24 protein-coding genes are annotated in these 22,618 nt (G+C 73.8%); 9 read left to right on the top strand and 15 right to left on the bottom strand.

What is annotated here, in order from left to right; all coding sequences use genetic code 11:
• Window positions 1-22: 22 nt before the first annotated feature.
• From corA to Q1A09_RS10070, 4 genes are all read right to left on the bottom strand, one after another.
• Complete coding sequence (gene corA, locus Q1A09_RS10085; protein WP_299954245.1) at window positions 23-1,153, bottom strand: magnesium/cobalt transporter CorA; 1,131 nt, start codon at window positions 1,151-1,153, stop codon at window positions 23-25.
• Between the two features lie 263 nt (window positions 1,154-1,416).
• On the bottom strand, window positions 1,417-1,986 hold the full coding sequence (locus tag Q1A09_RS10080; protein ID WP_299954234.1) for a carboxymuconolactone decarboxylase family protein: 570 nt from the start codon (window positions 1,984-1,986) through the stop codon (window positions 1,417-1,419).
• Window positions 1,983-2,861 (bottom strand): SCO6745 family protein, encoded by an 879-nt coding sequence (locus Q1A09_RS10075; RefSeq protein ID WP_299954231.1) that lies wholly within the window; start codon window positions 2,859-2,861, stop codon window positions 1,983-1,985. Before Q1A09_RS10075 ends, Q1A09_RS10080 begins: the two co-directional genes overlap by 4 nt.
• A 67-nt stretch (window positions 2,862-2,928) precedes the next feature.
• The gene (locus Q1A09_RS10070; protein WP_299954228.1) at window positions 2,929-3,810 is read right to left on the bottom strand and encodes a hypothetical protein; all 882 of its coding nucleotides are present in this window, start codon (window positions 3,808-3,810) and stop codon (window positions 2,929-2,931) included.
• Window positions 3,811-3,984: 174 nt separating this feature from the next.
• On the opposite strand from Q1A09_RS10070, the gene Q1A09_RS10065 reads away from it, so the two are divergent.
• Together Q1A09_RS10065 and Q1A09_RS10060 are read left to right on the top strand one after the other, a co-directional pair.
• Window positions 3,985-4,623: a TetR family transcriptional regulator gene (locus Q1A09_RS10065; RefSeq protein ID WP_299954225.1), complete on the top strand. Its 639-nt coding sequence runs from the start codon at window positions 3,985-3,987 to the stop codon at window positions 4,621-4,623.
• Window positions 4,624-4,824: 201 nt separating this feature from the next.
• Window positions 4,825-6,378 carry an MFS transporter gene (locus Q1A09_RS10060; RefSeq protein WP_299954222.1) on the top strand — a complete coding sequence of 518 codons (1,554 nt, stop codon included), beginning with the start codon at window positions 4,825-4,827 and terminating at the stop codon, window positions 6,376-6,378.
• Between the two features lie 72 nt (window positions 6,379-6,450).
• Here the strand turns inward: Q1A09_RS10060 and Q1A09_RS10055 are convergent, their stop codons facing one another.
• From Q1A09_RS10055 to smpB, 4 genes are read right to left on the bottom strand one after another with little or no spacing between them, the layout of a single operon-like run.
• Window positions 6,451-7,446 carry a GNAT family N-acetyltransferase gene (locus Q1A09_RS10055; RefSeq protein WP_299954219.1) on the bottom strand — a complete coding sequence of 332 codons (996 nt, stop codon included), beginning with the start codon at window positions 7,444-7,446 and terminating at the stop codon, window positions 6,451-6,453.
• Between the two features lie 10 nt (window positions 7,447-7,456).
• Window positions 7,457-8,347 carry an amidohydrolase family protein gene (locus Q1A09_RS10050; RefSeq protein WP_299954216.1) on the bottom strand — a complete coding sequence of 297 codons (891 nt, stop codon included), beginning with the start codon at window positions 8,345-8,347 and terminating at the stop codon, window positions 7,457-7,459.
• Window positions 8,348-8,375: 28 nt separating this feature from the next.
• Window positions 8,376-9,299, bottom strand: coding sequence for an NADP-dependent oxidoreductase (locus tag Q1A09_RS10045; protein ID WP_299954213.1), 924 nt, complete (start codon window positions 9,297-9,299; stop codon window positions 8,376-8,378).
• Entirely contained in the window at window positions 9,296-9,772 is a 477-nt protein-coding gene (gene smpB / locus Q1A09_RS10040; protein ID WP_222195993.1) for an SsrA-binding protein SmpB, read from the bottom strand. The genes Q1A09_RS10045 and smpB overlap by 4 nt, the downstream gene beginning before the upstream one ends.
• 134 nt (window positions 9,773-9,906) lie before the next feature.
• Between smpB and Q1A09_RS10035 the strand changes: the two genes are divergently transcribed.
• Window positions 9,907-10,785, top strand: a complete 879-nt coding sequence (locus tag Q1A09_RS10035; RefSeq protein WP_299954205.1) for a DUF559 domain-containing protein — start codon at window positions 9,907-9,909, stop codon at window positions 10,783-10,785.
• 118 nt (window positions 10,786-10,903) lie between these two features.
• On the opposite strand, the gene ftsX is transcribed toward Q1A09_RS10035, so the two are convergent.
• The 3 genes from ftsX to prfB form a co-directional block, all read right to left on the bottom strand.
• A complete protein-coding gene (gene ftsX / locus Q1A09_RS10030; RefSeq protein ID WP_299954202.1) occupies window positions 10,904-11,788 on the bottom strand; it encodes a permease-like cell division protein FtsX in 885 nt (294 codons plus the stop codon).
• A gap of 57 nt (window positions 11,789-11,845) precedes the next feature.
• Window positions 11,846-12,535, bottom strand: coding sequence for a cell division ATP-binding protein FtsE (ftsE, locus tag Q1A09_RS10025; RefSeq protein ID WP_299954198.1), 690 nt, complete (start codon window positions 12,533-12,535; stop codon window positions 11,846-11,848).
• Between the two features lie 229 nt (window positions 12,536-12,764).
• Window positions 12,765-13,874 carry a peptide chain release factor 2 gene (prfB, locus tag Q1A09_RS10020; protein WP_299954195.1) on the bottom strand — a complete coding sequence of 370 codons (1,110 nt, stop codon included), beginning with the start codon at window positions 13,872-13,874 and terminating at the stop codon, window positions 12,765-12,767.
• 45 nt (window positions 13,875-13,919) lie between these two features.
• On the opposite strand from prfB, the gene Q1A09_RS10015 reads away from it, so the two are divergent.
• Window positions 13,920-14,234 carry a DUF6343 family protein gene (locus Q1A09_RS10015; protein ID WP_299954192.1) on the top strand — a complete coding sequence of 105 codons (315 nt, stop codon included), beginning with the start codon at window positions 13,920-13,922 and terminating at the stop codon, window positions 14,232-14,234.
• A gap of 25 nt (window positions 14,235-14,259) precedes the next feature.
• Here the strand turns inward: Q1A09_RS10015 and Q1A09_RS10010 are convergent, their stop codons facing one another.
• Window positions 14,260-16,053 carry a bifunctional diguanylate cyclase/phosphodiesterase gene (locus tag Q1A09_RS10010; RefSeq protein ID WP_299954189.1) on the bottom strand — a complete coding sequence of 598 codons (1,794 nt, stop codon included), beginning with the start codon at window positions 16,051-16,053 and terminating at the stop codon, window positions 14,260-14,262.
• 174 nt (window positions 16,054-16,227) lie between these two features.
• Between Q1A09_RS10010 and Q1A09_RS10005 the strand changes: the two genes are divergently transcribed.
• Window positions 16,228-16,464 (top strand): hypothetical protein, encoded by a 237-nt coding sequence (locus Q1A09_RS10005; protein WP_299954186.1) that lies wholly within the window; start codon window positions 16,228-16,230, stop codon window positions 16,462-16,464.
• 261 nt (window positions 16,465-16,725) lie between these two features.
• Window positions 16,726-16,959, top strand: a complete 234-nt coding sequence (locus Q1A09_RS10000; protein WP_299954184.1) for a hypothetical protein — start codon at window positions 16,726-16,728, stop codon at window positions 16,957-16,959.
• Window positions 16,960-17,030: 71 nt separating this feature from the next.
• Here the strand turns inward: Q1A09_RS10000 and Q1A09_RS09995 are convergent, their stop codons facing one another.
• The 3 genes from Q1A09_RS09995 to Q1A09_RS09985 are packed head-to-tail and all read right to left on the bottom strand — an operon-like array spanning window position 17,031 to window position 20,506.
• On the bottom strand, window positions 17,031-19,517 hold the full coding sequence (locus tag Q1A09_RS09995; RefSeq protein WP_299954182.1) for an FtsX-like permease family protein: 2,487 nt from the start codon (window positions 19,515-19,517) through the stop codon (window positions 17,031-17,033).
• Window positions 19,518-19,520: 3 nt separating this feature from the next.
• Window positions 19,521-20,270 carry an ABC transporter ATP-binding protein gene (locus Q1A09_RS09990; protein WP_299954180.1) on the bottom strand — a complete coding sequence of 250 codons (750 nt, stop codon included), beginning with the start codon at window positions 20,268-20,270 and terminating at the stop codon, window positions 19,521-19,523.
• Window positions 20,267-20,506, bottom strand: coding sequence for a hypothetical protein (locus Q1A09_RS09985; protein ID WP_299954178.1), 240 nt, complete (start codon window positions 20,504-20,506; stop codon window positions 20,267-20,269). Before Q1A09_RS09985 ends, Q1A09_RS09990 begins: the two co-directional genes overlap by 4 nt.
• Before the next feature lie 630 nt (window positions 20,507-21,136).
• Between Q1A09_RS09985 and Q1A09_RS09980 the strand changes: the two genes are divergently transcribed.
• The 3 genes from Q1A09_RS09980 (at window position 21,137) to Q1A09_RS09970 (ending at window position 22,611) form a co-directional block, all read left to right on the top strand.
• Window positions 21,137-21,739 carry a hypothetical protein gene (locus Q1A09_RS09980; protein ID WP_299954176.1) on the top strand — a complete coding sequence of 201 codons (603 nt, stop codon included), beginning with the start codon at window positions 21,137-21,139 and terminating at the stop codon, window positions 21,737-21,739.
• Between the two features lie 112 nt (window positions 21,740-21,851).
• The gene (locus Q1A09_RS09975; RefSeq protein WP_366139771.1) at window positions 21,852-22,115 is read left to right on the top strand and encodes a helix-turn-helix transcriptional regulator; all 264 of its coding nucleotides are present in this window, start codon (window positions 21,852-21,854) and stop codon (window positions 22,113-22,115) included.
• 40 nt (window positions 22,116-22,155) lie between these two features.
• A complete protein-coding gene (locus Q1A09_RS09970; protein ID WP_299954172.1) occupies window positions 22,156-22,611 on the top strand; it encodes a hypothetical protein in 456 nt (151 codons plus the stop codon).
• The last annotated feature ends 7 nt before the right edge of the window (window positions 22,612-22,618 follow it).

Here is a 22,618-nt window from a genome sequence, read left to right as displayed (position 1 = left end):
CCGCGAGGGACGGGACCCTCCCTCAGATCCAGTCGCGGCGCTTGAAGACGACGTAGAGCACCGCGCTGACGCAGAACATCAGCACCAGCGCCATCGGGTAGCCGTACTGCCACTCGGTCTCGGGCATGGAGTCGAAGTTCATCCCGTACACGCCGCCCACCAGCGACGGCGCGAACAGGATGGCGGCCCAGGCGGAGATCTTCTTGACCTCCTCGCCCTGCGCCAGGCTGGTCACGGTGAGCTCGCGGATCTCCTCGTTCTGCCGCTGGGCGACCAGCGTGGCGTTCACGGTGAGGATGTCGCGCAGCTGCAGCCGGAAGCCCTCCACCCGCTCGGTGACCGAGGTGACGTGGTCGGCGACGTCGCGCAGGTGGCTGCGCAGCTCCTCGTCCACGCCGTACTTCTCGAACCCGGCGGTGATCGCGGCCAGGATCCCGCTGAGCGGCTGCACCGCCCGCTGGAAGTCCACGACCTCCTGGGACAGCTCGTAGATGCGCCGGGACACCTGTGGGTCGCCGCGGAAGACCTCGACCTCGATCTCGTCGATGTCCTTGTCCAGCCCGGCGACGACGGGTGCGTACCCGTCGACGACGGCGTCCAGGATCGCGTAGAGCACCGCCTCGCTGCCGCGGGCCAGCAGCTCCGGGGAGCTCTCCAGCCGGCGGCGCACCCGGGACAGGTCCGGGGACTCGCTGTGCCGCACGGTGATGGCGAAGTCCTCGCCCAGGAACAGGTGCAGCTCGCCGAACTCCACCTCCTCGGCCGCGTCCAGGTAGCGGGCGGCCTTGAGGACGACGAACAGCGTGTCGCCGTAGCGCTCGAACTTCGGCCGCTGGTGGGCGTGGATGGCGTCCTCGACCGCCAGCTCGGGCAGGCCGTACTGCTCGGCCAGCTCACCGAGCTCGGCGGGCTCGGGGCGGTACAGCCCCAGCCACACCATCCGGTCGTCGAAGCCCTCGGTCAGCCACTCGTGGCTCTCCGCGGCCGACGCCGGGGTGGCGATCCGCCGCCCGGCGGCGTAGACGGCGTTGTCCACCATCCGCGACTGGCGGACCGGCACGACCTCTGCCGGCGCCTGCTCGGGCGCGCGGGCCACCACCGGACGCGGACGGCGGGTGAGGGTGGACAGGGCGGTACGGCGACGGTCGGACACGACGGACTCCCGGGGACAGCAGGGCTGGGGACACCGGAGAGGTCCCCGCACGCCGCGCCCGCCCGGGTCAGGGGCGGACCGGGGGCGTCAGCGGGAGGGGACCTCGGGACTGTGACTGGGGGGCTCGCTGCGCATCTGCCCGGTCACCTCCCGCCGTCCGTCGACGGCCCGCGGCACTCCGCAGGCCGTCGAACATCGTGACACGCCCGAGCGGGGGTCGGCACACCAGCCGCCCCGACCGGGTGGTGAACAGCTGGTGCCGGTCAGCCGGCGACCTCACCGGCCGGCGGTGGCACCTCCAGCGCGACCAGGAACCGGGAGACCATCGCGTAGCCGCCGACGGTGACGGCCAGCTCCACCACCTGGCGGTCGTCCAGGTGCGCGCGCACCTGCGCGAACACCTCGTCGGGGACGGCGACCTGCCGGCTGGACGCGTCGGTGAACCGCAGCACGGCCGACTGGACCGGCGAGAAGGCGGCGTCCGGCACGCCGTCGGGCATCCGGAGCGCGGCCAGCTGCTCGTCCGTCACCCCGGCCCGGCGGGCGGCCGGCTCGTGCGCGGCCCACTCGAATGGCGCGTCGTTGAGCACCGCGACCCGCAGCACCACCAGCTCGGTGAGGTCCGGGGCCAGGGTGGTGGCGTTGCGCAGCGCACCCAGCAGCGCGCTCCACCCCTGCGCGACCGCCGGGCTGTGCAGCAGCAGCCGGTCCAGCGCCGAGAGCTCTCCCCCGCGCCGGGCACGCAGCACGTCAGCGGCCGGCCCGCTCCCGTCGGCGTCCGGCAGCCGGGCCGGCGACGGCACGGCCTCGTGACCCGCGCCGGCGCCGGTCACGCCCGGGCGAGGACGCCGGCCGGGAACGCGCCGGCGGCCAGCAGCCGCCCGGTCAGCGCACCGCCGAGCTCGGCGACCCGCTCGGTGCGCACCGTGCCCAGGTGCACGAAGGGTGCCGCGGAGAGCGCGTCGGTCTCCTGCTCCAGTGCGGTGCGCAGCTGCCCGCCGGCCGCGGTGAGCGCACCGTCGGCGACCAGCCCGCGGTCGGTGAGCCCGGCCAGCGCCGCCGCCCACTCCTCGTCCGACCAGCCGCGGGTCAGCTGGGCCGACTGCGCGGTGAAGCCCCGGCCGGTGAGCGTGTGGGTGACCAGCGCCTCCAGCCCGGTCAGCCCGTGCCGCACCACGCTGAGCACGTGGCCGTCGCCGCGGTGCTCGCGCAGCAGGGTGACCGCGTGCCAGACCTGCAGCACCGGCTCGTCGGGCCAGGGCAGGTCGGCGTGCGCGGCGTAGAGCGGGCGGCCCTCGGGGGTGAGCGCGGTGCACGCCTCCCGCAGCAGCTCGGCGAGCTCGGTGAGCTCCGGCCCCTCGACCCCGCCCAGCAGCCGGGTGAGGGAGGCGCGGGCCGCCACGGTGCGGGCGGTGAGCACCTGCTCGGGCGAGGCCAGCGTCCAGGCGCGCGGCAGGTGCCGGGCCACGATCGAGGGGGCGAAGTTGGCGAAGGTGGCGGTCACCACGCCGGGGCCCACCGCGCCCATCGCCGCCGCGCGGCCGGCGAAGTAGACCATCCGGCCGGGCCGGATGCCGATCGCGGTGAGCTGCTCGTCGGTCTCCGGGGCAAAGTAGACGTGCGAGTGCAGCGGCTCCAGCCGCCGGTGCGCGCGGCTGACCAGCCGGAGGTCGGGAGCGGACGGGGCGGGGTGATCGGCGCTGACCATGCCGCGCACCCTAGCCAGGCACCCTGGCCAGGCCGGCCACCCTCGCCAGGCCGGCCACCCCGGCCACTCAGCGCGGCGCCCCCGGGGTCCACGGCGCTGCGCCGTCGTCCTGGGGCAGCGCGCACGAGTGGTCGTGGTCCAGGTCGTCGACGACGTACTGGCTGAGCACCACCTGGCCGCCCTCGACCAGTGGCTCGTCCCGGCAGTTGTGCACCGCGCCGGCCCAGCTCTGCGCGCCGGCCAGCCAGCTGTCGAGCTCGTACAGGCTGCTCCACCGCGGCACGTCGCCGACGATCTCGCCCCACTGGTATCCGGTCGAGTAGAGCCCGACCCAGCCGCCGACCGAAGTGAGGTGGTCGGCCATGCCCTCGAGGGTGGCCCGGTTGTTGCGCCGGGCCTGCACGCCGTCGGTCTGCCAGGTGTTCATCGTCTCGACGTCGAGCCACCAGCGCAGGCCCTCGAGGTCGGCCTCGGTGACCGCCGCGTCGCCAGGGAGGTCGCCGAGGATGTCCAGCACCATCCGAACGTCGTCCTCCGCCCGGTCGACGCCGTACTCGTAGGAGCAGGCAGCGGTGTTGCCCCCGTCGCACACGCCGTACCGGTTGACCCCGGTGCGCGGCCAGGTGCTCACCTGCGCGCGCACCTCGCCCGGGTTGGCGGTGTTCACGTACAGCTGTGCGACCGGCTGGGCCGAGACCGCACCGGAGGAGCCGTGCGCCCACTCCCACTGATCGGCCAGGCAGGGGTTCTCGGTGGTGGCGATGCCGCCGTTGACCCCGATGACGGCGTAGGCGGCGTCGTCGGGCAGCTCGGTGCCGCACTGCGGGTAGGAGACGTCGTAGCCCACGGTGGAGGGTCCGGTCTCCTCGGCGGCGCTGGCCGGCGGCGCGACGGCGAGCACGGCCACCGTGGCCGCCACCGTCATAGCCGCCCGCCGTGTGCTCAGCATCACCGCCACGGTACGCGTGCGGCGCCCTCCGGCGGCCGGACGGCGCGGTGTGTCGTCCGACGAGGAGCCGATGACACCGGTCGCTGGCCCTCCGTTCACCCACTCGGGCGACCGGACAAAACCGTACGCAGTAAGAACTTGTACTCAGTTCAGCTTTCGGTCTAGGTTCTCCCCATGGCCAGGTCGAGCAAGGCAGCGAGCGCACCTCACTGCCCCGTCGACGTCGTCATGGGGCTGCGGGAGCGCAAGAAGCTCGCCGCCTGGCGCACCATCCGTTCCACCGCGCTGCGCCTGATCAGCGAGCGCGGGTTCGACGCCGTCAGCGTGGAGGACATCGCCGCCGAAGCCGGCGTCTCACGCACCACCTTCTTCAGCTACTTCCCCAGCAAGGAAGCCGTCGCCTTCGAGTTCGACCCGCTGGACCTGCAGCGGTGGCGCACGCTCCTCGAGGACGACGTCGACGACGACGACCGCCCCCTGTGGGAGGCGCTGACCGACCTGTTCGTCGACGTGGCCCGACTGCTGTCCGAGTGGCTGCCCGTGCAGAAGCGGGTGGTCGCGGACTGTCCGGGCCTGGCGAACTCCGCGCGCGGCAGCTGTGACAGCTTCGCGCCCGACCTCCGCGCCTGGATCGGCCGCCGCCTGACCGACGACGACGAGCTCCGGACCGCCCTGGTCTTCAACACCGCCCTGGCCGCGTTCATGACCGCGGTCGAGGTCTGGGACCCCGATGACTCCCTCGACGAGCTCCTGGAGCTGGTGCGGACCTGCCTGCGCTGGGCCGGCGCAGGACTCGCCCACCCCGTGAGCTGACCCGCTCTCCCGGCCGGCACTGACGCCGGCCACCCGACCGCCCCGACACGACCGTGACCGCACGGCCGTGCGGACCGACTCGTCATGACGTCGACACGACCGCGCACCGCTGCCGGTCGCGCCGTTCCTCCCCTCTCCCCTCCCCCTCTGCGCTCTCCACTCCTCTCCCACTGCGCACTGCGCAGGAAGGACGGCTCCGCCATGCCCGCAGACAGCACCCTGACCCCGCCGGGGGCCGGCGTCCCCGACCTGCCCCCACCGGCGGCCGCGGCCCCCGCCGCTCCCATCACCTCCGTCGTGCCGTCGACCCCGCCGGACGTCGGCCCCGACCCCCGGCGCTGGCTCGCCCTCGCCGTGATCGCCGTCGCCCAGCTGATGGTCGTGCTGGACGCCTCGATCGTGAACATCGCGCTCCCCGACGCCGGGATCGACCTCGGCATCACCGCGGCGAACATCCAGTGGGTCGTCACCGCCTACACGCTGGCCTTCGGCGGCCTGCTGCTGCTGGGCGGGCGGATCGCCGACTTCATCGGCCGCAAGCGCGCCTTCCTGATCGGCCTGGCCGGTTTCGCCGGGGCATCCGCACTGGGTGGCCTTGCCCCCAACCAGGAGCTGCTGTTCGCCGCCCGCGCCCTGCAGGGCGGGTTCGCCGCGCTGCTCGCCCCGGCCGCGCTGTCGCTGCTGGCCGTCACCTTCACCGACCCCAAGGAGCGGGCCCGCGCCTTCGGTGTCTTCGGGGCCATCTCCGGCGGTGGCGCCGCCATCGGCCTGATCCTCGGCGGCGTGCTCACCGAGTACGCCTCGTGGCGCTGGACGCTGGGCGTCAACGTGCCGATCGCCCTGGTCACCGCCGTCTTCGCGATCGGCCTGGTGAAGGAGAGCCGGGCCGAGGGCGACCGCCGCTACGACGTCCCCGGCGTCCTGCTGTCCACCGCCGGGCTGGTCAGCCTGGTCTACGGCTTCAGCAAGGCCGCCGAGGAGGGCGTGGGCTGGACCGATCCGGTCACCCTGACCCTGCTCGCCGCCGCCGCCGTCCTGCTGGTGTCGTTCGTGCTCTACGAGCGGCGCGCCAGCCACCCGCTGCTGCCGCTGCGCGTGGTGCTCGACCGCAACCGCGGCGGGTCGTACCTGGTCTTCCTGCTGGTCGGCGCCGGGATCTTCGCGATCTTCCTGTTCCTGACCTTCTACTTCCAGCAGACCCTGGGCTACAGCCCGCTGGAGTCCGGGTTCGCCTTCCTGCCCTTCAGCGGCGGGATCATCCTGGGCGCCGGCATCGTCTCCCAGGTGCTCCCCCGGGTCGGGCCGCGGCCGCTGATCATCGGCGGTCTGCTGCTGGCCGCGGTCGGCATGCTCTGGCTGACCGGGATCGGTGAGTCCAGCTCCTACGTCACCGAGGTGCTGCCCGCCGAGCTGGCGATCAGCCTCGGCATGGCGGCGGTCTTCGTCCCGGCGTCCAGCACCGCGCTGGTCGGCGTGGAGAGCCACGACGCCGGCATCGCCTCGGCGGTGCTGAACACCAGCCAGCAGGTCGGTGGCTCACTGGGCCTGGCCCTGCTGAACACCTTCTACGCCTCGGCCGTCACCGGCTACCTCGCCGACAACCCGGGCTCGGCCCCGGGCGCGGCGTTCGTGCACGGGTACCACGTGGCCTTCATCTGGGCCGCGGTGTTCCTGGCCGTCGCCCTGGCGATCGCCGTCGTGCTGATCCGGGCGAAGAAGGACGACCTGCCCGCCGAGGCCGCGATGGCGGTCTGACCGCAACGCTCCGTGCGCGACGGCGCCGGTGGCCCTCCTCGGGCCACCGGCGCCGTCGTGCGTCCGGGGACGTCAGCGCAGCGGCGCGAGGTGCCGGGACCAGGAGACCTCGGTCCGGCTGGTGGTGAACCCCAGGCTCTCGTAGAGCCCCAGCGCACCGGTGACGTTCTCGCTGTCCACCTGCAGACCGGCGGTCGCGCAGTCGTGCTCGGCAGCCACCCGGAGCGCCTGCACGATCGCCGCCTTCGACAACCCGCGGCCGCGGGCGGTCGGCAGCACCCCGATCTGGCCGAAGTAGCTCTCCCGGTGCCCGGTCGCGGCGGTGTTCGCCTCGTACACGTAGGCCAGCACGTAGGCGATCACCGCGTCGTCCTCGACGGCGAGCACCGACAGGTCGGGGCGGAAGCCGCGCTGCCCGGTGAACATCACCTGCCAGGACGTCGTGTCCCGCTCGCTGGAGCCGTAGTGCTCGGTGAACGCGGCGTTGTGCGCGCGGCGCACCTCGTCGTCCCGCTCCCAGGTGAACGGCACCAGCTCCACCCCCGGCACGGTGCGCGGCTCGGGCAGGTCGGTGAGCGGGCGCTCCATGTGCGAGAAGAACCGCGCCTCCACCAGGCCGGCCCGGCGGAGCAGCGCGGTCAGGTCGGCCATCGAGGTGTAGGCGGTGACCGTCAGCCGGGCCGGCGCCTCCGGGTGGCGCTCGGCGTGCAGCTCCTCGCCCCGCGCCAGCTGCCAGGCCAGCAGCGCCCGGCCGATGCCACGGCCGCGCCACTCCGGGTGCACCCGGCCCTCCAGGTGCACCCCGTAGGCGTCCCGGAAGGTGGGCGGCGCGATCGCCGTGGCCCAGCCCACCACCGCGCCGTCCGCGGTGGTGACCAGCCGGCTGTCCCGCTCCAGGTCGACCAGCTCGTTGACCCAGAAGCCGGTCAGGTCCTCCGGTGACTCGTGCGCGCCGGTGTCGTCGACCGCCTCGGCGGCGGTGAGCAGCTCGGCCACGGCGACGACGTCGTCCGGGCGGATCGGGCGGGCGGTGAGCCCCTCGGGCAGGGCGAGCGGAGCGGAGTTCACAAGATCCAGGCTAGGGGGTGACCCCGAACAGCCGGGCACCGTTGCCCCACAGCACCGCCCGCAGCCATTCCTCCCCCAGCTCCAGCCGGTGCAGCGCGGCCAGCTGGTGGGCGTAGGGGTACGGGATGGCAGGGAAGTCGCTGCCCAGCAGCACCTTGTCCCGCAGCGCGCCCAGCCGCGGCAACAGGGCGCGGTCGAACGGCGCCCGCCGCTCCATGAAGTCGGTGGCGAACATCGTGGTGTCCAGGTGCACCCGCTCGTACCGCTCGGCCAGGTCCAGGAAGGCCGCGTACTCCGGCATGCCCAGGTGCGCGATCACCAGCTGGAGCCGCGGGTGGCGCTCCAGCAGGCCGGCCATCGGCGCCGGGCCGGTGTGCTCCCCGACCAGCGGACCGGAGCCGCAGTGGATGACCACCGGGGTGCCGGTCTCCTCCAGCCGGGCCCACACCGGCTCCAGCAGCGGGTCGCGCGGGTCGAAGCCGCCGACCTGGACGTGCACCTTGACCACCCGGGCCCCGGCGTCCAGCGCGCGGTCCACGTACGCCGGCGCCGCCGGCTCCGGGAAGAAGGTCGCCGAGTGCAGCACCCGCGGGTGCTCGGCGGCGAACGCGGCGGCCTCGTCGTTCAGCCAGGCCGCCATCCCCGGCTTGTGCGGGTAGGGCAGCGTCGGGAAGGCCCGGAGGCCGAGCCGGTCCAGCACCGCCAGCCGCTCGGCGACCGGCAGGGCGTAGGTGACCGGCCACGGCGTCCCGTAGTGCGCCTCCGCCTCGGCGAAGTACTGCCAGACCTTCGCCTGCACGCGCTCGGGCAGGAAGTGCACGTGCACGTCGACCAGGCCGGGCAGCCCCAGCTCGCGCCAGTACCGCGGGACGTCGTCGTCATCGACGGGCGGGGCGACCACGGGGCCGACCCTAGGCAGAGCCGCTCACTCAGTCGAGCGTGACGACGACCTTGCCGCGCACGTGCCCCTCGGCCACCAGCCGCTGCGCGTCGGCGGTCTGCGCCAGCGGGAAGGTGCGGGCGATGTGCACCCGCAGCTGGCCGGCGTCGGCCATCCGGCCGAGCTCCTCCAGGTCGTGCTGTTCCGGGCGGACGAAGACGTAGCGGCCGCCCAGGTCGCGCACCACCGGGTCGACCACGCTGGCGATCCGCGAGGGGGTCTTCACCTGGTCGGGGGCGTCACCCAGCGCCGGCCCGCCGACCAGGTCGAGCACCGCGTCCACCCGGTCGGACAGCTGGCCGGAGATCGGCCCGGCCGAGTAGTCGAGCACCTCGGCGCAGCCGGCGTCGCGGAGGAAGCCGTGGTTGCGCGGGCTGGCGGTGCCGATCACGTGCGCGCCGAGCGCGGCGGCGATCTGCACCGCGAAGAAGCCGACCCCGCCGGCGGCCCGGTGCACCAGCACCCGGTCGCCCTCGCCCACGTCCAGGGCCTCGGTCAGCGCCTGGTAGGCGGTCAGCCCGGCCAGCGGCAGGGCGGCGGCCTCGGTGAACCCCAGCGACTCCGGCTTGTGCGCCAGGCACCGCTGCGGCGCGGGCACCAGCTCCGCCGCCGTCCCCCACTGGACGTCGTCCCGGCGCAGGTAGCCGAAGACCTCGTCACCCGGCGCGAAGTCGACGACGGCCGGCCCGACCTGCTCGACGACGCCGGCGAGGTCCCAGCCCGGCACGATCGGGAAGTGGTGCGGGAAGAAGCCGGCGAGATGGCCCTCCCGGATGCCCATGTCGACCGGGTTGACCCCGGTCGCGCGGGTGCGGACCAGCACCGTGTCCGGACCGACCGGGGGCTCGGGCAGGTCGTCCCGCAACTGCAGGACCGACTCGTCGCCGAACCGGTCGTAGGCGATGCCCCTCATCTGCGGCCCTTCACGTAGCGGCCGAAGGCGCGTTCCATCTCCCGGCGGGAGTCACGCTCGGCGAGGTCCTGGCGCTTGTCGTAGCTCTTCTTGCCCTTGGCCAGCGCGAGGGTCGCCTTGACCTTGCCGTCCTTGAAGTACAGGTCGAGCGGGACGAGCGAGAGCCCGCCCTCCTTGGTCTTGCCGATCAGCTTCTCGATCTCGGCGCGGTGCATGAGGATCTTCCGCTTGCGCCGCGGGGCGTGGTTGGTCCACGTGCCCTCGGTGTACTCGGGGATGTGCACGTGCTGCAGCCAGACCTCACCCTGGTCGACCGTGGCGAAGCCGTCCACCAGCGAGGCACGACCGGCGCGCAGGCTCTTCACCTCGGTGCCGGTGAGCACCAGGCCCACCTCGTAGGTGTCGAGGATGGAGTAGTCGTGCCGCGCCTTCTTGTTCTGGGCGATGAGCTTCCGCCCCTGTTCACGCGGCATGCCCCCAGGTTAGTCGCCCGCGACAACTGCGATCTCGGGGCCGCACGGGCGCCGGTGGCCCCGAGACCGCACATCTCACGGGCTGCTGTGGACAGCGCCGGCGTGGCCGGGTGCCGAGTTGCCACTCTCTGCCGATGCCCCGCCCTCCCGTGCAGTCCCGCGTCCGCGAGCCCATGACCCGCCCCGGAGCCCGAGCCGAGGGCATCACCGACTGGGACCTGCGCCACCGGGACGTCGTCCGGCTCTCCCGCGACACCTACCTGCCCCGCGCGGACGTCGCCGACGTGCGGACCCGACTGCCGGCGGTCCTGCTGACCGCGCCGCCCGGCGCTGTGGTCAGTCACCACTCCGCGGCCGCGCTGTGGCGGATCGAGATCCCGTTGCAGCAGGCCGACCAGCCGGTGCACCTGACCGTGCCGGTCGGCTCCCGGGCGCGCAATCGCCGCGACCGCCGCCTGCACCGCACACCGATGCCGCCCGAGGACGTCGAGCGGCGCTGGGGCATGCCGGTGACGGCGCCGGCCCGCACCTGGCGCGACCTCGGGGCCGTGCTGGAGGCGCCCGCACTGCTGGCCGTCACCGACCAGCTGCTCGACTGCCTCTGCCGACCGGAGGACCTGCAACGAGCACTGGCCCGGATCCCGACCGGCCGTGGTGCCCTGCGATGCCGCCGGGCGCTGACGATCACCGATCCGCGCGCCGGTTCCCCCATGGAGTCGGTGCTGCGCTGGCTGCTGCACGACGCGGGGCTGCCCAGGCCCACCCTGCAGCACCGGGTGTCGGACGACCGAGGACGCCAGATCGGCTTCGGCGACATCGCCTGGCCCGACCGCAAGGTGCTGGTGGAGTTCGACGGAGACGTGCACCGGGACCGTCGCGTCTTCGTCGCTGACCTGCGTCGGCAGAACCGGCTGGTCCTCGAGGGCTGGACGGTCCTGCGATTCAGCTCCGCAGACGTCCTGGGCCGGCCGGGCGAGGCGGTCGCGGCCGTCCGCCGGGCCCTCGGGCTCTGACATCTGCGATCTCGTGGCCCCGGAGGTCCCAGGGCCACGAGATCGCAGAACTCGCCGCGGGCCAGCGGCGGAGCCGCGGGCTACCGGCGGAGCCGCGGGCTACCGGCGGAGCCGCGGGCTACAGACGGACGTAGAGGCGGAGGGTGACGTAGGCGGCCACCGCGGCCAGGCCGGCGCCGGCGCCGGCGATGATCGGGGAGATCGCCACGATCGCCGACCAGTCGACCGGCGGGATGATGCCCGCCTTGATCGGGCCGGCCAGGGTCTTGTCGACGAACAGGATCTTCGTCAGCACCAGACCACCGATCGCCAGCCCGGCACCGATCAGGCCGGCGAGCGCGGCCTCGAGGATGAACGGCAGCTGGGTGTACCAGCGCGAGGCGCCGACCAGCCGCATGATGTTGGTCTCGTTGCGTCTGTTGAACGCCGCGAGCTGGATCGTGTTCGAGATCAGCAGCAACGCGGCCAGCGCCTGGACGACGGCCACCGCGATGGTCGCGTTGCGGGCGCCGTTGAGCAGGCTGAACAGCCGGTCGAGGAAGTCGCCCTCGTCGCGGACCTCCTCCACGCCGTTCTCCCCGTTGGGGAACTGCTCGGCGATGACCGGGTAGCGCTCGGGGTTGACCAGCTCCACCCGGAAGCTCTCGGGGAGGGCGTCCTCGGGGGTGTTGGCGACCAGCGCGGGCTGCTCCTGGAATGCCTGGAGGAACCGCTGGTAGGCGTCGGCCTTGGACTCGTAGAGGTAGTCCGCGACCTCCGGGGAGGCGTCCAGCTGGGCGGCGATCGCGTCGCGCTGCTCCTCGGTCACCTCTTCGGCGAGGTAGATCGAGACCTGGATCTTCTCGTAGTAGATCTCCCGCATGTCGCCGATCATGTTGGCGATCAGCAGACCTGTGCCCATGAGGCCGAGCGAGATCCCGGTGGTCAGGATCATCGCGATCGTCATGGTCAGGTTCCGGCGCAGCCCGGCGGCCACCTCGGAGAGGACGAAGTTGACGCGCATCAGTTCCCTGTCGTGTCGTTCAGCGTGCGGCGAACGGTCATCTCAGCGACCCGCACCTCAACGACCAACGCCGTAGACGCCACGGCTCTGGTCGCGGCTGAGGATGCCGTCGTTCAGCTCGATCACGCGCCGCCGCATCGAGTCGACGATGTGGTAGTCGTGCGTGGCCATCACCACGGTGGTGCCGGTGCGGTTGATCCGCTCCAGCAGCAGCATGATGTCCTGGCTGGTCTCGGGGTCCAGGTTGCCGGTGGGCTCGTCGGCCAGCAGCACCAGCGGCCGGTTCACGAACGCCCGGGCGATCGCCACCCGCTGCTGCTCACCACCGGAGAGCTCGCCGGGCAGCCGGTTCTCCTTGCCGTCCAGGCCGACCATCTCCAGCACCTCGGGGACGACGCGCTTGATGGTGCGCTGCGGCTTGTTGATCACCTCGAGGGCGAAGGCCACGTTCTCGGCCACCGTCTTGTTGCGCAGCAGCCGGAAGTCCTGGAAGACGCAGCCCATGGTGCGGCGGAGCTTGGGCACCTGCCACTTGCTCATGGTGTTCAGGTTCTTGTCGTTGACCGTGATGACGCCCTTGGTGGGGTCGTCCTCCTTCAGCAGCAGCCGGAGGAAGGTCGACTTGCCCGAACCGGAAGAACCGATGAGGAAGACGAACTCGCCCTTGTCGATCTGCATGGAGACGTCATCCAGGGCCGGCCGTGGACTGGTCGGGTACACCTTGGTGACGTGTTGCAATTCGATCACGAGGGACGACGGTACCTGCCCCGGGCCGCATGATGGTCCGCCCGCTCGGCGCGGCGGCCAACTGTGTTCGCGCACAGTGACCACGCCCAGGCCGGCCGATCACGTTCCGTCGCCCAGCCCGCTTGATGTGACCAGTCCCTCGGCCTCGACGGAAGACCTCCCCGCCCCCCACGGCTCGCAGGCTCGCCGCGGCACCCTGCAGCGAGGCCTGAGGCACCGAGGTCCTTTCTCAGCCGGCCGGGGCCTCCTGCTGGCGCCGCCAGCGGATGCCGGCCTCGATGAAGGAGTCGAGCTCGCCGTCCAGGACGCTGGAGGGGTTGCCGCTCTCCACCTCGGTCCGCAGGTCCTTGACCATCTGGTAGGGGTGCAGCACGTACGAGCGCATCTGGTTGCCCCAGCTGCTGCCCTCGCCCTTGAGCGCGTCCATCTCGGCCCGCTGCTCGGCCTGACGGACGACGAGCAACCGGGCCTGCAGCACCCGCAGCGCGGCGGCGCGGTTCTGGATCTGGGACTTCTCGTTCTGGCAGGAGACGACGATGCCGGTCGGGATGTGGGTCATCCGGACGGCGGAGTCGGTGGTGTTCACGCTCTGCCCACCGGGGCCCGACGAGCGGAAGACGTCGACCCGGATCTCGTTCTCCGGGATGTCGACGTGGTCGGTCTGCTCCACGACGGGCAGCACCTCGACCCCGGCGAAGGAGGTCTGCCGGCGGCCCTGGTTGTCGAAGGGCGAGATGCGCACCAGCCGGTGGGTGCCCTGCTCGACCGAGAGGGTGCCGTAGGCGTAGGGCTGCTTGACCGCGAAGGTGGCCGACTTGATGCCGGCCTCCTCGGCGTAGGAGACGTCGTAGACCTCGGTGGGGTACTTGTGCCGCTCGGCCCAGCGCAGGTACATCCGCATCAGCATCTCGGCGAAGTCGGCGGCGTCCACGCCCCCGGCCTCCGAGCGGATGGTGACCAGCGCCTCGCGGGCGTCGTACTCACCCGACAGCAGGGTGCGCACCTCGAGCTCGTCGAGCACGGTGCGGATGCTGGCGAGCTCCCGCTCGGTCTCGGCCAGCGTGGCCTCGTCGCCCTCGTCGGCGGCCATCTCGTGCATCAGGCCGACGTCGTCGAGCCGGCTGCGCAGCTCCTCCACCCGGCGCAGGTCGCCCTGCAGGTAGGACAGCCGGGAGGTCACCGCCTGGGCGGCCTCCACGTCGTTCCAGAGGTCGGGGGCGGCGGCCTTCTGCTCGAGCTCGGCCACCTCCCGGCGGAGGTCATCGACCCGCATGACGGCCTCGATGGACCTCAGGGTCGTGTCGAGTTCGTCCAGGACGACGGAGAAGTCAGCGGCCACGACAGTCCAGGGTAGTGCGCTCCCCTCCCGGGTACCTCCAGCGGCATGAGCACGCCACCACCTGACGACCGACGCACGCCGGACGACCTCACCGAGTACGAGCGCGACCAGTTCCCGCACGGGATCCCGGACTCCCAGCCCCGGATCCCGGAGGGGGGCGCCGGCGCGGCGCGCAGCGCACTGACCCTGCGGCTGGTGCTGGCCGCGTTCGGCCTGGTGCTCTGCGGGGTCCTCGCGGTGCTGGCCTTCGCCGCCGACGTCCCGGTCGTCCTCCCGGTCGCCCTCGTCGTGCTGGCGGTGATCGCCCTGGTCGACCTGGTGGTGGTGGCCCGGCGCAAGCTCCGCGGCGAACCGGGCTGACCCCGGCGGGCGCCCGCCGGCCGGGTCAGACGGTCTGCAGCTGCACGGGGGCCGGGGGCCGCCCGCCGGCGCGCTCGGCCAGCCAGCCGGCCAGCTCCGCCGGCGGCATCGGCCGGGCGATGTGGAAGCCCTGGGCGTAGGTGCAGCCCAGCTCGGTCACCAGCTCCAGCTGGTCGTCGGTCTCCACGCCCTCGGCCAGGCTCCGCATGCCGCAGGCGGTGGCCAGCCCGACGACCGCGGCGATCGCCGCGGCCGACTCGCTGCGCCGGGTAGCCGTGGTCGCGATGAGGCTGCGGTCGAGCTTGAGCACCCCGGCCGGGATGGACACCAGCTGGCTGAGCGAGGAGAAGCCGCTGCCGAAGTCGTCGATGGACACCTCGACGCCGGAGATGCGCAGCTGGGCGAACTGGGCGGCGGCCCGCAGCGGGTCCTCGGCGACGCTGGTCTCGGTGAGCTCCAGGATCAGCCGGTCCGGCGCCAGGCCGGCGGCCTCCAGCGCGTCGTGGACGTCGGCGACGAGCGTGCCGGTGCCGAAGTGCGCCGCGCTGATGTTCACCCCGGTCACCAGGATCAGCCCGTCGCGCTCCCAGGCGGCGGTCTGCCGCGCGGCCTCGCCGAGCACCCAGCGGGTGAGCGGGACGACGACACCGTTCTGCTCGGCCAGCGGGATGAAGTCACACGGCATCAGCAGACCGCGCTCGGGGTGCTGCCAGCGCACCAGCGCCTCGGCGCCCAGGACCTGGCCGCTGGGCAGGTGCAGGACCGGCTGGTAGTGCAGCACCAGCTGGCCGGCCTCGATCGCGTCGCGCAGCTCGGCGGCCACCAGCACCTTCTGCTCGACCGCCGAGCGCAGGTCGGGGCTGAACACCCGCACCCGGTTGCGACCGGCGCCCTTGGCCGCGTACATCGCCAGGTCGGCGTCCCGCACGAGGTCGGTGGAGCGCAGCCGGGTGCCCGCGGCGGCGGCGGCGACCCCGATGCTGACGGTGAGCCGGGTGGCCCGCTCGCCGAGCTGGAAGGGCTCGTCGAAGGTCGACTGGAACCGCTCGGCCAGGGCGAGCGCCCCCTCGACGTCGCAGTCGCGGCACAGCACGACGAACTCGTCTCCGCCCAGCCGGCCCACCGTGTCCTGGACGCGGGTGCGGCTGGTCAGCCGGGTGGCCAGCTCGCGCAGCAGGTGGTCGCCGACCTCGTGGCCGAGGGTGTCGTTGACGTCCTTGAAGCCGTCGACGTCCAGGAACAGCACCGCCACCGGCCCGCGGTCGGCCCGGGCCAGCTCGGCGTCGATCAGGTGGTGCAGGTGCGCCCGGTTCGGCAGCTCGGTGAGGTGGTCGTGCCGGGCCTGCCAGGCCGAGGCGCGTTCGGCCGCGACCCGTGAGGTCACGTCGGTGTGGGTGACCACGACCCGGCCGGACTCGTCGGCCCGGGAGGCCTGCAGGTGGTACCAGCGCACCCCGGAGGCGGTGGGCAGCGCGTAGTCGGCGGAGACCAGGTCCCGCTCGCCGCGGGACAGCTCCCGCAGCCGGGCGATCCGCTGCTGGTTCACCGCGTCGTCGGACAGGCTGAGCATCACCGAGAAGTAGTTGCCGCCCACGCCGACCCGCAGCCGGTCGTCGTCCAGCAGGTCGCCGGCCGCCCGCCAGGCGCCGTTGACCAGCAGCATCGTGCCGTCGGGGTCGATGAGCACCGTCGGTGAGGGCAGCGCGTCCAGCACCCCGGTCACCAGGCCGGCGTCGGCGTGCTCGGCGTCCGCGTGGTCGGTGTCCACCCGGCGGCGGACGTCGTGCGGCAGCTGCGGTCCACCGGTTGCTCGCGGCACGTCCACCCCCTGGTTGGAGCCTCCGAGAGGCCCGTCCGGCACCCCGTGTCGCTGACTGCATCGACCGCAGCCGGCACAGCTGTACCCCCGCCGGCCCAGTTCGACCGGAAAGGGTGAGGGCCGCACGGGCAGCCGGCGTGTAGGCCGGCGTCCGACCAGGGTAGGGGCTGCCGCATGAGCGAATCGACGACGATCGAGCTCGGTGGCGAGGAGTACCAGGTGCAGCGCGAGGGGGACGCGCTCAAGCTCGGCCGGCAGGTCGGTGGGGACACCGTCTGGCTGGACGACGTCCAGGTGGGCAGCCTCCCCGGCCCTGCCCAGGAGGCCCTTGCCCGCGGCGACCACGCCGACCAGACGCTGCGGACGGCGCTGCTGGGCGTGGTGCAGGCCGAGGTCAACCGCGGCGGCTGATCTGCGGTTCTCTTGCGGTTGGCTGGAGCCGGTCGCGCGGAAGCCGCCGGAGAGTCCTGGCCATGGACATCGAGACCGCCTTCGCCCTGCTCGCCGAGCTGGAACTGCACGAGGTCGAGGAGCTGGACGCCGAGTGGTTCGAGGCGGAGCTGCGCGACTGCCTGCCACTGGCCTGATCCGTTCTGCGACCGCGGCGCGCGGCGGGCAGGGTGGGAGCCGTCGAGGACCGACGGTGTTCCTCGCCCCAGGAGGCCCGGACGCATGACCGCGCAGTACCGCTGCGACCAGTGCGCGGAGGTGGCTGATGCCGCCGACGCCGTCGGCTGGGTGGAGGTGCGCCCCCTGGGCGGGCGCCCGCTGCTGCCGCCGGAGCCCACGCACCTGTGCCGGCTGTGCTGGGCCCGCAGCACCGCGGCCACGCACCCCGGTCCCGCTGCGGACGCCGACGACCTGCAGCTGAGCGAACACAGTCAGAACCGCGACCTCGGGCAGTGACCGCCCGCGACCATCCGCTTCCGCGAGCAGCACCGGCACGGGGGCGTTGCGGCCCGACGCCCCCGTGCCGGTCAGGTGGCCCGGATCAGCGCCTCCGCCGGTGGCACCCGCAGCGCCGCCCGGGTGGGCAGCTCGATCGCCGCGTACGCGATCCCGGTGACCACCAGCGCGGCCACCGGCAGCAGCCACAGCGGGCCCGAGGGCCACGGCCGGTCCTGGAAGCCGATGCCCAGCAGGGCCAGCGGCAGCGCCGAGACCAGCACCCCGGCGACGATCGCGGCGGCGGACACCAGGCCGGCCTCCCGCCGCATCATGGTGCGCACCTGGCGCGGGGTGGTGCCGGTCAGCCGCAGCGTGGCGATCTCCTCGCGCCGCTGCGCGGTGGCCGCGACCAGGGCGTTGGCGATGCCCAGCAGCAGGTAGCCCAGCAGCACCCCGAGGACGGCGAGGTTCACCCACGTCTCCGGCGGTGCGGCGGGGCGGTCGCCGAGCGGGCCGTCGCCGGACACGGTCACCCCGGGCCGGTCGGCGACCAGGTCGCCCAGCGCCCGGCCGGCGGCGGCGCTGCCGTCGGTGCGCACCAGCAGCCGCTGGGCGAGGCCGGTGGTGGTGTGCCCGGCGGCCAGGTCGGCGGAGAGGGCCACCGACCCGAAGCCCAGGCCGCGGTCGTAGCGCGCCACCACCCGGGCCTCGACCTGCGCGCCGTCCCCGAGCACCAGCTGCACGGAGCTGCCGACCGGCACGTCCCGGGCGACGGCGACGGTGGCCCCGGACAGGTCGGCCAGGTCGCCGTCGGTGACGCCCGGGTCGAGGACGTCGGCGGCGGCCGGGGTGAGCACCAGGGCCGGCTCGGCGGTGACCTCCTCCTCCCCCAGCACCCGCTCCGACCACAGCACGGTGGTCGAGCCGATCGGTGCGACGGCCTGCACGCCGGGGGTGGCCCGCACCTCGTCGAGCAGGCCGGCCGGCACGCCACCGAGCCCGTCGGCGGTGATCGTGACGTCGGCGAGCGTGCCGGCCCGGGTCTGCTCCGCCGTCGCGTCGGCGACCGTCGTCTGCGCGTAGGCGTAGGTGAGCACGAACACCAGGGCCATCGCCAGGGTGGTGATCGCCCCGGCCGAGCGCAGCGCGTAGCCGTGCAGGTTGGCCACCGCCAGCCAGGACGGCGCCGAGACGCGGGCCGGCAGCCGGGCGGCCAGCCGGCCGCTGACCCGGCGGAGCAGCGTCGGGCCGGCCAGGGCGAGGCCGATCGCGGCGACGATGCCGGCCAGCGAGGTGCCCGCGGCGCCGATCGCCGAGGGCAGCAGCAGCGGCGGCACCGACAGCGGGACGGCGGCGACCAGCAGCAGCAACCCGGCGCGGTACCGCCCGCGGGACGGCGTGCGGGGCCCGGTCCGGGCCTCGCCCAGCACGCTGGTGACCGGCTCCCGCGAGGTGCGCCAGGCGGCCGAGCGGGCGGCGACCTGCACGACCAGGAGCAGCAGGACGGCGGCGGCCAGCGCCGGCAGCGGGCCGATGCTCAGCGGCAGGGCGTCGGGCAGCATCCCGATGTGCACCAGCAGCCGGCGGAACTGCCCGGCCAGCAGGTAGCCCAGCGCGATGCCGGGCACCAGCGCGACCGCGGCGACCACGCTGGCCTGGGCGGCGACCAGCCGGCGCAGCTGCCGCGGGGTGGTGCCGACCGCGCGCAGCAGGGCGAGCTCGCGGCGCTGGCCGCCGATGGAGACCGACAGCGCCCCGGCGATCAGGAAGCCGACGACGAGCAGCGGCACCCCGGCCAGCGAGCCGGCGAGCACGACCAGCATCGACCGGGCGGCGGTCGCCCCGGGCAGCGCCACGTCGCCGCGGTCGTCGCCGGTGCTGACGACCACCCCGGCGGGCAGCAGCGGGCGGGCGGCCTCGGCGACAGCGTCCGGGTCGGTGCTGACCCGCAGCCCGATCAGGTCGACGGAGCCGTGCACGTCCGCGGCGACGTCGTCGGCGAGCAGGATGCCCGCGCCCGGCGTGCCGACCACGGCGGTGACCCGGTGCACGCCGGGTTCGCCGGCGACGACCACTTGCACGTCGTCCCCGGGGAGCAGCCCGGCGGCCTCGGCCAGCGCGGCGTCGACGGCGACCTCGCCGGGGGCCTGCGGTGGGGTGCCGCGCACCTGCCGGTCGGCGAGCAGCCCGGTGGAGGACCAGCCGTGCCCGGCGGTGCGCGGGTCGGCGGTCTCGACGACGTCCCCGCCGTCGGTGACCAGCGCGGCCGGGAAGCTGACGTCGGCGACCGCGGCGTCCACGCCGGGCAACTGGGTGAGCTCGCCGACCAGGCCGGCCGGCACGGGCGCGCGCTCGGGCAGGGCGACCGGCAGGTCACCGCTGGGGCGCACCGTCTGGTCGGCGGAGACCAGCACGTCGGCGCCGGCCAGCCGGCCGGCCGGCAGGTGCGAGCGCAGCCCGGACTCGGCCAGCACGCCGGTGCCGGTGACGATGGCCGCGCCACCGAGCACCGCGCACAGCACGGCGATCAGCGCGGTCAGCCGGCGGCGGGCCATCGCGACGGCGAGGGAGAGCACGGCTCAGCCCTCCCGCAGCGCGACGAGGCGGGCGGCGAGGTCGGCCGCGGCGGGCCGCTCGAGGGTGTCGACCACCCGGCCGTCGGCCATCACCACGGCGCGGTGCGCGCGGGCGGCCGCGGCCGGGTCGTGGGTGACCATCACGACCGTCTGCCCCAGCTCGTCGACCAGCTCGCGCAGCAGGTCGAGCACCTCGGCGGCGCTGTGCAGGTCCAGGGCGCCGGTGGGCTCGTCGGCGAAGACGACGGCGGGCCGGGCGACCAGCGCCCGGGCGATCGCCGCGCGCTGCTGCTGGCCGCCGGAGAGCTCGGCCGGGCGGTGCCCGAGCCGGCCGGTGAGCCCGACCCGCTCGACGAGGTGCTGCACCCAGTCGGCGTCCAGCGACCGGCCGGCCAGGCGCAGCGGCAGGGTGATGTTGTCGGCGACGGTGAGTGCGGGCAGCAGGTTGTAGGCCTGGAAGACGAAGCCGATCCGGTCGCGGCGCAGCTCGGTGCGGCGGGTCTCGTCGAGCCGGCCGATCTCGGTGCCGGCCAGCAGCACCTCGCCGCTGGTGGGTGTGTCCAGCCCGGCGGCGCAGTGCAGCAGCGTGCTCTTGCCCGAGCCCGACGGCCCCATGACGGCGAGGAAGGTGCCGGGCGGCACCTCCAGGCTGACGTCGTCCAGGGCCCGGACGCTGTTCGCGTGGGTCTTGGTGACGTGCCGGAGCGCGACGGCGGCGGTGTCGGTGGCCGCCGGCGCGAGCGTGGTGCTCATCGGCCGCGGACGTGCAGGCTGATCAGCGTGATGCCGGTGGCGGCGGTGACCACGCCGAGACCGATGCTGACCGCCAGCGGCACGACGCCGAAGGAGGTGATCGTGTTGGCGGCGACGCTGAGCACCAGCAGCGCCCAGAGCAGCGCGCGCACCGGATCGGCGCGGTGTGCCGTCGGCTCACTGGGGGCGGGGGCGCCGGTCGTGGGGTCGTTGCGCAGGGCGTAGGGATCGGGCACGGGGGCTCCTCAGGTCGTGGCTCGTCGAGTCACTCCTGATCCTGGGCACGCGGCGGCCTCGCGCCGATCCCCTCGGCTGCCGACCTCGGGTACAGCAGGCTGCCGCTCCTCCGGCCGGCCGGGGCGGTCGGGGCGTCATCCCGCAGCCCGCAGCCCGCCCGAAACGGGATTGCACAGTCTTGGTGCACTGTTGCTTCTACCTATTGACCTGTTGGACCAGTACGTCAACAAGTGTTGCTTGCACAGCAGATCCCGGACTACGGTCGGGTCATGCCCGGGGCCGGTCGGCCGCGTCACGTCGGTTCTCGAGCGACCACGCCGAGGACCGGCAGTGACCGGTGCACCCGGGTCCGGCCCGCCCAGGGGCACGCCTGCTCCACGGGCGATCAGGACGTGTGGAGCCGGCGAGCGGCTCCGCCACGGGCACCTGGGAGTGTCCCGAGCAGGGGGTCAGGCGTGGGGAACGGGCGACTCGAACAGCGCAGCACCAGGACACCTCGCCCGTCGGGGCGTCGCCCGCCGGACACCGGGTCCCCCGCGGGGAGCAGGTCGTTCCTGGAGTCCTTCGTCGACGAGGTCGTCGCCCCCTCGGAGGGACACCGCCCGCGGCCGCCCCGGGAGGCACCCGAGTTGTTCGACGAGCTCGCCGGGGCCGCCGACCGCGAGGTCATCGGCATGTTCCCCGACGACGGCCGGGGAGCCGCTGCCATGCAGCGGACCCGGTCCCAGCACCTGGAACTGCTGCGGCGGAGCGTGACCACCCGCGTCCTCTGCGAACCCGGCTGGGCCGCCGACCCCGAGACGGCGGCGGAGGTCAGGCTGCGCCTCGACGCGGGGGCCCGGGTCGGCGTGATCACCCGGGTGCCGCACTGGCTGGCCGTCATCGACCGGCGCGTGGCGCTGCTCGGGAGCGACCCCCGGCTCGAGACGTCGGAGGTGGTCGTGGTGCGTGAGTGCCGCGTCATCGCCGAGCTGTGCGGACTGTTCAGCAGCCTGTGGCAGCGGTCCCGCAGCTTCGGCGACGTGCGAGCCGACGAGTCCACCCCCTGCCCGCGCCGCCACCGCCAGGTGCTGGAGCTGATGAACCGGGGCGTCACCGACGAGACCGCCGCGAAGGAGATGGCGGTCTCGGTGCGGACCTACCGCCGGTACGTCGCCGAGGTGATGGACTCCCTCGGCATCCAGAGCCGGTTCCAGGCCGGGGTGCAGGCCGTGGCGCGCGGCTGGCTGTAGGTGTGCGGGAGGACGCGGGCGTGCGAGGCGAGCCGGGAGGTGACGGTGTCACGGACACGCCGACCAGCGGTGAGAGGATGCCGGGATGAGTCCGGTCCGACGGGGGCGCGAGCTGCCGATGTACAACCGCCTCCGCGTGCTGCGGGCGGAGTACAACATGTCCCGGGCAGAGCTCGCGGAGAAGGTCGAGGTCAACCCGCAGACGATCGGCGCCCTCGAGCGGGGGGACCACTACCCGAGCCTCGACCTCGCCTTCCGGATCTGTGCGGTGTTCGGGCTGCCGGTGGAGGCCATGTTCAGCCGGGAGCCGTTCGCGCCGATGTCCGCATCGGTCTACGAGCGGCGCACCGACGAGTCGCAGAGGACGGAGTCGTGACCGGGATGATGCAGCTCCTGCGTGGCCGGGGGGGACGACGATGAGCGAGACGCACCCGGCTGTGTCCACGGTGACCTGGTGGCGCTCCCGCCCCGCACGGCGTGCCCTGACCGTGCTCGCCGCCCTCTGCTGGCTCCTGCTCGTGGGCCTGGCTGCCCTCACCGACAACGCGGAGGGCAACTGGGCCTGGCTGCTGTCGCTGGTCGCGGTCGCCGTGCTGTGGGCGGGTGCCCGGATCGCCACGGGTGACGTCGCCAACGGGACCCCTGAGCGACTGGACGAGCTGGAGAACGAGATCCGCTGGCGACTCAGCCGGGTCGGGTACGTGTGTGCCCTGGCGGCCGGCTTCGCCGGCGCGGTCTACCTCCTCGCCGTGCAGGGAGATCCGGAGCTGCTCGCCCGGGGAGGGTCCCTGATGCTGAGCCTGGTCGTCGGCGCGGCGTGCGTGCCGTCGTTCCTCTGCGCCTGGACGGCGGAGGACCCGGACGACGACTGACCGCACG

The organism is uncultured Modestobacter sp. (assembly GCF_947486615.1).
GTDB lineage: Bacteria > Actinomycetota > Actinomycetes > Mycobacteriales > Geodermatophilaceae > Modestobacter.
The sequence above is the reverse complement of the archived record's forward strand: the minus strand, read 5'-3'. Positions and strand labels throughout refer to the sequence as shown.